Raw genomic sequence first — 702 nt, 5'->3', positions numbered from 1 at the left:
GGTCGTGTCCCGTCACGTGGTGTAGGTGAGGTGGTCATCGGCGGTTGCCGGTTAGGTTTGGGTTGCGACGACCAACCCCGAACCGAGAGATCCACCGATGACCGACGAGATGATGAACCTGCGCGGGCTGCTGGAGAAGAGCCCTGATGCGGATGTTTTGCGCGAGATGATCGGCTTTGCCGCCCAGCGCCTGATGGAGCTTGAGGTCAGCGGCCTGACCGGCGCAGGCCTGGGCGAGAAGAGCCCGGAGCGCCTGGCACAGCGCAACGGCTATCGCGAGCGTGACTGGGAGACGCGCGCCGGTACGGTCGAGCTGCGCATCCCGAAGCTGAGGAAGGGCTCGTATTTCCCGGGTTTCCTCGAGCCGCGTCGCATGGCCGAGAAAGCGCTGACGGCCGTGATCCAGGAGGCCTACATCCAGGGCATCTCGACGCGTTCAGTCGATGACCTGGTCAAGGCGATGGGGATGAGCGGCATCTCGAAGAGCCAGGTATCGCGGCTCTGCGAGGAGATCGACGAACGGGTGCAGGCCTTCCTCGACCGGCCGATCGAGGGCGACTGGCCCTATCTCTGGATCGATGCGACCTATGTGAAGGTCCGCCAGGCCGGCCGGATCGTCTCTGTCGCGGTCATCGTCGCCGTCGGCGTCAACAGCGACGGCAGGCGCGAGGTGCTGGGCATGGATATCGGCCCGTCCGAGGC

The 702-nt window shown here is 65.4% G+C and carries 1 protein-coding gene; it reads left to right on the top strand.

Annotated elements, in window-relative coordinates:
* Nucleotides 1–97 precede the first annotated feature (97 nt).
* The coding region (locus ACSQ3P_RS31670) for an IS256 family transposase (RefSeq protein WP_436169383.1) at nucleotides 98–702 on the top strand (605 nt) is incomplete at its 3' end.

The sequence above is a fragment of the Allobosea sp. LjRoot9 genome (assembly GCF_964252745.1).
Lineage (GTDB): Bacteria > Pseudomonadota > Alphaproteobacteria > Rhizobiales > Beijerinckiaceae > Allobosea.
This window is presented reverse-complemented; position numbering and strand designations above follow the sequence as displayed.